The organism is Tissierellales bacterium, assembly GCA_025210965.1.
GTDB lineage: Bacteria > Bacillota > Clostridia > Tissierellales > JAOAQY01 > JAOAQY01.
Window position 1 is genome coordinate 68482 of record JAOAQY010000072.1, and the last position, 8436, is coordinate 76917.

At 30.4% G+C, this 8436-nt stretch carries 7 protein-coding genes; 1 reads left to right on the forward strand and 6 read right to left on the reverse strand.

Annotated elements, in window-relative coordinates:
* Window positions 1–61: 61 nt before the first annotated feature.
* Both N4A40_05295 and pepF read right to left on the reverse strand, forming a co-directional pair.
* Window positions 62–1708, reverse strand: a complete 1647-nt coding sequence (locus tag N4A40_05295; GenBank protein ID MCT4661259.1) for a hypothetical protein — start codon at window positions 1706–1708, stop codon at window positions 62–64.
* A 239-nt stretch (window positions 1709–1947) separates the two neighbouring features.
* Entirely contained in the window at window positions 1948–3870 is a 1923-nt protein-coding gene (pepF, locus tag N4A40_05300) for an oligoendopeptidase F (protein ID MCT4661260.1), read from the reverse strand.
* A 212-nt stretch (window positions 3871–4082) separates the two neighbouring features.
* Here pepF and N4A40_05305 point away from each other — a divergent pair, with 212 nt between their 5' ends.
* The gene (locus N4A40_05305; GenBank protein ID MCT4661261.1) at window positions 4083–4520 is read left to right on the forward strand and encodes an ACT domain-containing protein; all 438 of its coding nucleotides are present in this window, start codon (window positions 4083–4085) and stop codon (window positions 4518–4520) included.
* Between the two features lie 117 nt (window positions 4521–4637).
* Here the strand turns inward: N4A40_05305 and N4A40_05310 are convergent, their stop codons facing one another.
* From N4A40_05310 to N4A40_05325, 4 genes are all read right to left on the reverse strand, one after another.
* Window positions 4638–5375: an amino acid ABC transporter ATP-binding protein gene (locus N4A40_05310; protein MCT4661262.1), complete on the reverse strand. Its 738-nt coding sequence runs from the start codon at window positions 5373–5375 to the stop codon at window positions 4638–4640.
* The gene (locus N4A40_05315) at window positions 5365–6156 is read right to left on the reverse strand and encodes an amino acid ABC transporter permease (protein MCT4661263.1); all 792 of its coding nucleotides are present in this window, start codon (window positions 6154–6156) and stop codon (window positions 5365–5367) included. The genes N4A40_05310 and N4A40_05315 overlap by 11 nt, the downstream gene beginning before the upstream one ends.
* Window positions 6157–6202: 46 nt before the next feature.
* Window positions 6203–7006, reverse strand: coding sequence for a transporter substrate-binding domain-containing protein (locus N4A40_05320; GenBank protein ID MCT4661264.1), 804 nt, complete (start codon window positions 7004–7006; stop codon window positions 6203–6205).
* A 110-nt stretch (window positions 7007–7116) separates the two neighbouring features.
* Window positions 7117–8382 (reverse strand): sodium:proton antiporter, encoded by a 1266-nt coding sequence (locus tag N4A40_05325; protein ID MCT4661265.1) that lies wholly within the window; start codon window positions 8380–8382, stop codon window positions 7117–7119.
* Between the last annotated feature and the right edge of the window lie 54 nt (window positions 8383–8436).

Below are 8436 nucleotides of genomic sequence, written 5' to 3' on the forward strand. Positions count from 1 at the left end.
TATTACTATACCCAATATTTGGTGGTTTCTTACATTAATAATAAAAGAAATTTAATCTATTTTAGCCCTGTGTCATTATTATTTTTATATAGCCAAGAGGTGCATACATTAGAGTTGCGATGTATATGCTTGTCATAATTCCAACAACTAAACTCTCAACATAATCAGCTTCTTCATGAATTTTTTTTGTATAGTAATTCACTAGTCCTAGGCCTATTATCAAAATTATAGCTGGAACTAAAATACCCATATATCCATTCTTTAGCAAATCTGGTGCGTGTTTCAAGGTATTATATCCCATATACGTTGTCTTAAAATCATATATAAATATTAGTGAAAAACATCCATATAAAAGTCTAAATTTTAGTTTTTCATCCACTATTCTTTTTTTCGTAAATATAACTGCCATTAATGCTGCTGGCGCAATCATAAATATCACAACTTTGATCGTATTTATAAATATATGCATAATAGAATACATAGGTGACAACATACCTTGCATAATTGCACCTTTTATAGACTCTTTTGGAATCTCTTTTTGAGCCATATACTTAGGACCATTTGAATTAATCTTTACATCGTAGCTTCCTGTATTTAATTCCTTTATCAACAAATAACTTCCCGACTCAGTCTCTATAACATCAGAAATCCTAGAATATTCATAAGTAGTCGATGTCATCTCATAGTTTTCTATTTTCAAGTTTTGATTAATAGTCAAATCTACTATATCTGAAAATTTACTTAAATCATTTTCCAAATCTAAAGCTGCTAAAAATACATGTATTTTATTATCATATATAGCTATTTTATAATCTTTGTTTAATCTATCAATTCTGCTATTTTCACCATTTAACAGTTTAAGTTCATGATAACTCAATGTTTCTGGATTAATTTTTTTCAAATAGAAATCCCCTATATTGGAACTTTCTTTTTTACTAAGTTTTGAATAACTAATATACGTAGCCGAATCATTTGCAAGTGCATCTAATCTATATACTTTATCTCCTGCTAAAATGTCTATCTCATCAATTTTCTTATAACCACCACTCTCTTCTAATTTATCACTATAAAGATTAACCACATCATGCCTATAATTGTCAGGCTCTATTGTATATAATTCTATGGCTGAATCTCTCATAACAAAATCAAAATTTATTGGCTTGTTTTCAAACGACATACTCGATAACTCTTTTGAATTTTTGTCTAATATTTTTATTTCATTTCCACTTAAATATCCAATGTAAACCTCATCATTTTTATAAAGATTAAATTTCTCAACTAAATCCTTTGTAACAATTTCTGGCTCTATCAAATCTTTTTGATCTAATATATTTGCCTTATACAAATTATCATTCTTTATATAATAAATACTTCCTGCTAAATACTGTACATCATACTTAAAAATAGATTTATCATAATTTAAAATCTTAGATTTTTCCATTGTATCATCTAATATTTTTCCCTCATCTGATATTTTATAGACGAATACATCTCCATCTTGAGTTAATTTTATGTATTTCATTTCATCTAAATTTTCCAAAAATATTTGATCTTCTAAACTAACTTCATCAATTTTTTGTGGTTCTCCCCAAAGAAGTGATATTCTATCTCTAAGCAATGCATAATGGTAGCTAACATGAAACAACACTATTACTAGTGTAATTGCTAAAATCATGAAAGCCAATCTGCCTTTTCTAAATTGTGTCATATTCGCAACACCCCCTATATTTATTTTACCATATCTTAATAGCTTTTGATATTGCAGCATTCCTTAATATTTTTTAAGATTTTGTTCTCTTTGAATTAAAAAGGATACCTTGAAATAGCTTTTTATCCATTTCAAAGTATCCTCTTTTTAAAAGCAATTACTTATTTTCAATCTCGCTAACTATACGTAGCCAATATCTAACTACATCAATAGAAATAGCTCAGTGCTTAGAAAATATATTAAGCACTTTTTACATCTTTTTGAACACTTTTTTCTTGATTCTGTTTCTTTAACAATTCTTCCCATTGATTCACTAAATCGTTAAAATAAACTAAGATATTATCTACAGCTTCAGTTTTTGACATATCCACTCCAGCTTTTTTTAGTATTTCAACTGGATAATCTGAACCTCCTGCCGCTAAGAATTCTAAATACTTATCTGTGGCACCCTCTTTTTCATCCACAATATTCTTAACTAATTCATTCGCAGCTGAAATGCTAGTAGCATATTTGTATACATAGAAATTCATATAAAAATGTGGTATTCTACTCCAACCATATTTTGATGTCTCATCAAACGTATAGCTCTCACCATAGTATTTCTTCATTATATCCATCCATAAATTATTTAGCACCTCTGGAGACAATGCTTTTCCAGCTTCAACCAATTCATGCGATTTTTGCTCAAACTCTGAAAACATAACTTGAGTATAAACAGTTCCTCTTATATTTTCAATTTGCTTGTTCAACAAGTAAAGCTTTTCATCATCACTCTTTGCATTCTTTATCAAATAATCCATAACAAGAAGCTCATTCGCTGTTGATGCAACTTCTGCTGTAAAAATAGAATAATCTGCATTTATATATGCTTGCTTTTTATCTGAATAAACAGAATTTAATGCATGACCCATTTCATGTGCTAATGTCAAAGCCGAATCTAGAGAATTGTCATAATTAAGTAAGATATATGGATGAACTCCGTATGGTCCCCAGTTATATCCACCTGTATATTTTTTATCATCTTCATACACATCTAACCAACGGCTCTCAATTCCTTCTTTAAACTGATTTAGATACTCTTCTCCCAAAGGTTTCAGCGCCTCAAGAATCATAGCTACAGCTTCATCATAAGTATACTCTAATTTATAATCTTTTACCAAAGATACTGAATTATCGTAACCGTGTAATTCATCGTAGCCCAATACATCTTTTTTGACTGCGTAATATTTGTGTAAAGGTGCTAAATTTTTATTAACCGCATTTACCAAATTTTCATATATTTCTTTTGAGATATTTTCCGCAGCTAATGAAGATTCTAGAGCTGAGTTGTATCCTCTAGCTTTCGCAAAGAATATATTTTTCTTTATCTCACCAGCATAAGTCGCTGCTAAAGTATTATTAACTTTTTTATACGATTCTCCTCTAGCAAGTGCCGCCCTTTTACGAAAATCTCTATCATCAGACTCTAATATTTTTCTATAAGCTGAATTAGTAAGTACAATTTCTTTTCCTTCTTTATCTTTAACTTTTGCTTTTTGAAAATCAGCTAAAGTTACCTTATCAAATATATCATTTGGAGTTTCGCTCAGCTCTCCCGCTAATGCAAGTAGTGTTTCCTCTTTCTCGGATAAGATATGTTCTTTTTTCTTAATCAATGCATCTAAATGATGACTGTATACAGCTAATTTTTTATCTTTTTTCAAATTTTCTAATTTTTTAGAATCTAAGTTTAATATCTCTGGTGTAGTAAATGAAGTTGCTGCTAAATATTCATTATATACACCTGTTGCCATTCCAACTAGCTCTGTTGCAGTTGCATTTGACTGATCTAAGTCAGACATCAAATTAGGATACATGTATACTTTCTCTATTATATATGATGCTTCCTCATCCAATTTGAAATAATTAGCTAATTGAGTTGCTGAATTTAGTTTCCCCTTAAACGCCTTCAGCTTTGGAATATACTCTTCTCTTAATTTTTTCACATCTGATTTAAAATCTTCATTAGTCTTGTATATGTCTTCTAATTGCCACTTATATGCTTCTCCAACTTCTGCTCTCTTTGGAAGAGGTTTTTCTGCAAAAACTGCAGTTTGAGAAAATAACATTGATGCTGCCAAACTAAGTACTAATAACTTTTTTATGATTTTATTCTTTTTCATGTGAATTCCCCCTAATGTATTTTAAACTATGATAACATTTCTATTACTTTTTTGCAATATCTTATGGCATATTAAATAATCTTAATATTTAGATTTTACGAAAGTATATTTATATATTGTTTTCAAATTTGATTTCTTTCAAAATAAACTTTATAATTAGTATAGTAGAGTTAGCGCTCTGCAATGTTAATCACAGAAGGAGTGTTTTGGTTATGAAAAAAAAATACTTGGTTGTCGAAAAAAAAATATTGCCTGAAGCATTTGAAAAAGTAGTAATCGCAAAGAGACTGCTAGATTCTGGGCAAGCAGAAAACATTTCCCAAGCAGTCAAAATAGTCGGAATTAGCCGAAGCACATTTTACAAATATAAAGATAGTATATTTACTCTAAGTGAAACAACTCACCACCAAAAAGTTTCTATCAATTTTAGATTGACTCACAACCCTGGCATTCTAAATGAAGTTCTATCATATATAGCAAGTCAATCTGGTAATATAATAACTATTCATCAAGATATACCAATTCATGGGCATGCTTCAGTTTCTATAACTTTTGATATGACTCATCTTTCCATAGAGTTAGATGATTTAATACAAGGCATAGCATCAATCGAAGGTGTTTCTGATGTAAATCTAATAGCGGTTGAGTAACCTTTGCCATCACAAAACCTACTTACTCATCTCTCTCTTACATAAAGGAGAGAATTTTCTCGAAATAAATTTGTGCACAAAAAAAGATTAGTCCTGTGTATTTAGGACTAATCTTTTTTATTGCCATTCAAATGTTTTTTCTAAAAATCTTTTCAATGTATTGCTTTTGGGTTTACTAAAAATTTCTTTACTTTTACCATATTCTGCAATTTTACCATCTACTATAAACATAGTTTCATCACACGCTCTTTGTGCAAATCCCATTTCATGTGTAACAAGTATCAAATCTTGTTTTTCACTGTTCTTTAAGTCTCGCATCATATCTAGCACTTCATTTGTAAGTTCTGGATCTAGTGCTGATGTAGGTTCATCTAAAAGCAAAAAATCAGAATCTAGAGCCAATGCCCTAGCTAAAGCGATCCTCTGTTTTTGTCCTCCAGATAGCTGATGAGGCTTTTTGTCTTTATGCTCTGATAGCTGAAATCTTTGCAATAAATCAAGAGCTTCATTTTCTGCCATATCTGCTTTTTTGTTATGCACAACCCTCATTGGCAAAGTAATATTTTCAATAGCAGTCAGATGTGGAAATAGATTATAAGACTGAAAAACCATTCCAATAGACTTCCTATATTCTCTGATTGACTTCTCTTTATATTCTAATTTTGATCCATTTATCCAAATAGATCCTGAACTAGGCTTTTCTAGACCAGCAATAATTCTAAGTAGTGTTGACTTTCCTCCACCTGATGGTCCAATTATAGCAAGTGAACTAAGAGAATCCATCTCAAAATTTATATTGTCTAGTATAACCTTTCCCTGATAACTTTTAGTAAGATTTTCTATTTTAAGATTCATAGTTATACTTCCTTTCTAAATACTTAGCCAAATATGACATAGGTATAGTTAATATCAAATATCCTATGGCCAGCACTGTAAGATTCTCAATCATCGCAAATGTAATAGAATCAACTTCTTGATAATTTTTAGTAAATTCATTTACAGCAATTATAGATAACAAAGATGAATCCTTGACTAGTGAAATAAATTGACCTGCCAATGGGGGAAGTATTCTTCTGATGACCTGTGGCATTATTATATACCTATACATCTGCATTTTCTTAAATCCAAGCGCTTTAGCTGCATCTATTTGAGTATTCTCTATGCTTTCTATACCAGCTCTTATAATTTCAGTAACATAAGCCCCTGAAAATATTGAAAGTATTAGAACTCCCGCTATATATCTGTTTGTTATATTCAGAGCTGTCCCTATAACATAAAAACCCATAAATATTTGCACTAAAAAAGGCGTTCCTCTTATCAATCCAACATAAAAAATACTTATTTGATTTAACAATATTATTCGCGAATGCCTTGCAAGTGCGAATAACATCCCAAGTATCAAACTAAGTAATAGGGAAAAGAAACTAATCAAGACAGTAATTCTAAAACCAATTATGAATTTATTACGATACTCATATACTGTATACCATCTCGTATTATATCCTAGCCTATTAAATGCTACAGCAGCCGCTATTAATAATAAGCCTATCAATATTGCCCAATTCAAATAAACAATATTTTTAGAATAGTATTCTCCATCTTCGTTTTTCAAAAAAAATCTTTTTAATGTATCCATATTCTGTCTCCTAGTTTTGTGACTTCTCTAGATAAAAACTAACTATTTAAAAAAAGAAAGGTATATTTAGTTTTTTAAATAATTCTTGTTGTTCTTTCAAATATTTTTCAGCCAATGCTTCAAAACCACCATTTTCCTTATATTTCTCGATAAACGCATTTACCTTTTCTCTAAGTTCATCGTCATCTGATCTTAGAGCCATACCCCACTTTTCATTTTCTTCTTGAAATGGTTCTAAATTCAATCTAGTAGTTTGCTCATTGTTTTTCCAATTTTTGTAGATTGTCATCTGGTCATAAATAAATGCATCTGCCTTTCCTTGTGTCACTTCCAGTACACATGCAGTTTCTTTATCAAATACATTTATAGTTGCATTTTCTAAATGTGTTTGAGCATATAGATGACCTGTCGTGCCTTTTTTCACAGCTAGTACGAGACCCTCTTTATCTAAATCTTTAAATTCGTTAACTTCTGATTCTTTATTAATCAAAAGTGCAAGATAACTATTTGCATACGGTATAGTAAAGTCTACCGCTTCTTCTCTTTCTTCTGTAATTGTCATAGATGATAGTATTATATCAATTTTCCCTGTCTGAAGTGCTGGTAATAGTCCTCCAAATGCCATATTTTCAATTCTAACATTTCTACCCAATTCTTCACCTAATGCCTTTGCTAAATCAACACTTATTCCAGTTGGATTTCCATCAGCATCAGTCATTTCAAAAGGCGGATACGCTAGTTCCATCCCTACAACCAATTCTTTCTCTTCTGCTGACTTTTCACTGCATCCTACTATCAATAACAAAACAACCATCGACAATATTAATAAAAAACTCTGTCTTCTCTTCATAAATTAGCCCCCTCTTAATCATATTCGTATCATCTTTACCCCTATAATTAATTTCCAAAACATAAAAAACGCAGAAATTGTAATCAATACAATTTTTGCGTTTCTTAAATTTAAACTTTAGATATCTCTAATAATTTTTTATACTTAAACATCTTGCCAATAGTAAGTCCTTGAATTATTATAGAAAAGGATACGACTCCAAATGTAATTGCAATTATAGACATTCTCAAATTACTTTCGGGTAAACTCATCGCCATAGCAAGTGATAATCCACCTCTCAAACCTCCCCATGTAAGTAATTTCATCAAGTCAATTGTTCGTGCATCAATCTTTTCATCATTAGCTCTAAATAGTATTATAGGTATACTAACACTTATAAATCGACTTATTAAACTTGCAAATATAGCTATCAGAGATCCAATTATAATTTTAATATTAAAATCAATAATAAGCATCTGAACCCCTATGAGTAAAAATAAAAATCCATTTAATAAACTATCTAGTATATGCCAGAAAATTTTATACTCGGAATGCTTTTCCCTTATTACGGTAATATGATTTATTAAACTACTAAGCAATATACCGCTACTAACTACTGCAAGTGGCCCAGAAAAATGATACGCTTCTGCTATTGCAAAGCAAACCATTATATCTGCTAAACTTATAAATACAGCTGTTATAGTTGATTTTGTTCTTTTCAATAATCTATATGCTATTGTTCCAACAATAACTCCAAGCAGTATTCCCCCAAAAATCTCTTTCACTAAAAGCATTCCACCACTCTGTATTCCAAAGCTATCCAAATTCATTTTAAGTCCAAGTAAAATTGCAAAAACAGCATAACCAACACCATCATTTAATAGTGATTCTCCCGATATCAAATTTTCCAAACGCTTTGGAAGTCCTATCTTTGATAATACAGCCATTACTGCAATCGGATCTGTTGGTGTAATAAGTGCTCCAAATATCAAAGAGTACAAAAAATCTATCTCTATTCCTATAATATTAAATCCTACAAAAATTATGACACCATATATTAGCGTAGCCACTACTATACATATACTAACTAAAAAGATCAATATCTTGCTATCTCTTTGTAAATCATGGATTCCAACATGTATCGCTCCAGCAAATAATAAAAAACCTAATAAACCTTCGAGCAATATCTTTGAAAAATCAATTTGCTTTATAATATCAATCAAAAATCCCCCAAAATCTGTCCAGCCCATTTTTTGCATCACTACTACAACCATACTAATCACTATTGCTCCAGTAAGCATAGCTATGGTTGTAGGTAATTTTAAATATCTATCATTAAGATAACTTATTGTAGCTGTCATAGCAAGTAAAACCGCTACAATAGTAATATACGACATATTAATCCCTCTCAATCTTCGGTATTTTTATTTTAAATACAAGCCCCTCGTTTC

Excerpts from the sequence above, each read along its gene's own strand:
- N4A40_05295 (MCT4661259.1), bottom strand. The coding sequence starts at position 1,708 with ATGACACAATTTAGAAAAGGCAGATTGGCTTTCATGATTTTAGCAATT.
- pepF (MCT4661260.1), bottom strand. The coding sequence starts at position 3,870 with ATGAAAAAGAATAAAATCATAAAAAAGTTATTAGTACTTAGTTTGGCA.
- N4A40_05305 (MCT4661261.1), top strand. The coding sequence starts at position 4,083 with ATGAAAAAAAAATACTTGGTTGTCGAAAAAAAAATATTGCCTGAAGCA.
- N4A40_05310 (MCT4661262.1), bottom strand. The coding sequence starts at position 5,375 with ATGAATCTTAAAATAGAAAATCTTACTAAAAGTTATCAGGGAAAGGTT.
- N4A40_05315 (MCT4661263.1), bottom strand. The coding sequence starts at position 6,156 with ATGGATACATTAAAAAGATTTTTTTTGAAAAACGAAGATGGAGAATAC.
- N4A40_05320 (MCT4661264.1), bottom strand. The coding sequence starts at position 7,006 with ATGAAGAGAAGACAGAGTTTTTTATTAATATTGTCGATGGTTGTTTTG.
- N4A40_05325 (MCT4661265.1), bottom strand. The coding sequence starts at position 8,382 with ATGTCGTATATTACTATTGTAGCGGTTTTACTTGCTATGACAGCTACA.